Origin of the sequence: Sphingobium sp. PNB (genome assembly GCF_019873065.1) — a bacterium.
GTDB classification, from domain to species: Bacteria; Pseudomonadota; Alphaproteobacteria; order Sphingomonadales; family Sphingomonadaceae; genus Sphingobium; species Sphingobium fuliginis.
In genome coordinates this window covers 1-1190 of the sequence record NZ_JAINEZ010000215.1, presented here as the reverse complement: position 1 = coordinate 1190, position 1190 = coordinate 1, and the positions used below count along the sequence as shown (strand labels likewise).

Genomic DNA, 1190 nt, shown 5'->3' with positions numbered 1-1190 from the left:
TGCCCGGCATCTACGTCAAGCGCATGATCGTCGGAGCGCCTTACGACAAGAAAATCGAATTCCGCACCGTCCGCCAGAGGGAGGCGGTTTGACGTGACATGCCCTTCCCCGACCCTTCCCGCGAGTGGGAGGGGGGCTGTCGGCCTGGCGGTTTCGATGATGTTGGCGGGCTGTTCGGCCGATCGGCCGGCGGCGGTTCCGGTCGCGCCCGAAACGCCCCCGGCCGGGATGCAGTATCTTTATGGGTCGGGGGAGGCTTCGGCGCTTTCGCTCCAGGCCTATCAGGCTTTGCTGGCGCATGTCGCGGCGAAGGTGAAGGCGCGCCCGGCAGACAGCGTGATCCTGGCCGAAGGCGCAGGCCTTGACGATCCGCGCTTCGTGCCCTGCGGCGCAAAGCCCCTTGCCGCCGTCTTCGATGTCGATGAGACGGTGATGCTCAACATCGGCTATGAATATCATGCAGCGCGGACGGGCAGGGGATTCGACACGGCCGCCTGGGATGCGTGGGAAAGGACGGGCGAAGCTGCGGTCGCGCCGGTTCCGGGCGCGGACCGGATGGTGCGCGCGCTGCGGCAGATGGGCGTGACGGTGGTGTTCAACACCAATCGCACCGCCGGGAATGTCGAGCCGACCGTCCGCGCCATAAAGGCGGCCGGTCTGGGCGATGCCGTGCATGGGCAGACGCTGTTCCTGAGCGGCGACGACGCCATGGGATCGCGCAAGGACGGGCGGCGGGCGACGATCGCGGCGCGATATTGCGTCATCGCCATGGGCGGCGACCAGTTGGGCGACTTTTCGGACCTGTTCAATGGCGGACCGCCGGTGACGGCGCGGCGTGCCGCGACCATGCGGCCGGCGATCGCGCAGATGTGGGGCAATGGCTGGTTCGTCCTGCCCAATCCGGTTTATGGAAGCGGCCTCAAGGGCGGCTTCGACGAGGTTTTTCCGCTGGACAAGAGGTGGGCCGCGCCTGCCGATGGGGAGAAATAACATGCCCTGGACTCGTGACGAAATGGCCGCGCGGGCGGCGAAGGAATTGCAGGACGGTTTCTACGTGAATCTGGGCATCGGCATCCCGACGCTGGTGGCGAACCATATTCCCGATGGCGTGGAAGTGACGCTGCAGTCGGAGAACGGCATGCTGGGCATCGGCCCCTTCCCCTATGAGGGGGAGGAGGATGCCGACCTGA

At 66.3% G+C, this 1190-nt stretch carries 2 protein-coding genes and 1 pseudogene; all 3 read left to right on the top strand.

Translation table 11 applies throughout. The annotated features are described in order from the left end of the window. Positions 1 to 92, top strand: a pseudogene (locus K7W03_RS28020) (succinyl-CoA--3-ketoacid-CoA transferase); the annotation flags it as partial. 64 nt (positions 93 to 156) lie between these two features. Next, positions 157 to 990 carry a 5'-nucleotidase, lipoprotein e(P4) family gene (locus tag K7W03_RS27470; protein ID WP_222888134.1) on the top strand — a complete coding sequence of 278 codons (834 nt, stop codon included), beginning with the start codon at positions 157 to 159 and terminating at the stop codon, positions 988 to 990. A gap of 1 nt (position 991) precedes the next feature. Beyond that, on the top strand, positions 992 to 1190 hold a 199-nt coding region (locus K7W03_RS27465), incomplete at its 3' end, for a CoA-transferase (protein WP_319024355.1).

What these genes read in the sequence shown, in the direction of transcription:
- K7W03_RS27470 (WP_222888134.1), top strand. Translation starts at nt 157, where the DNA reads ATGATGTTGGCGGGCTGTTCGGCCGATCGGCCGGCGGCGGTTCCGGTC.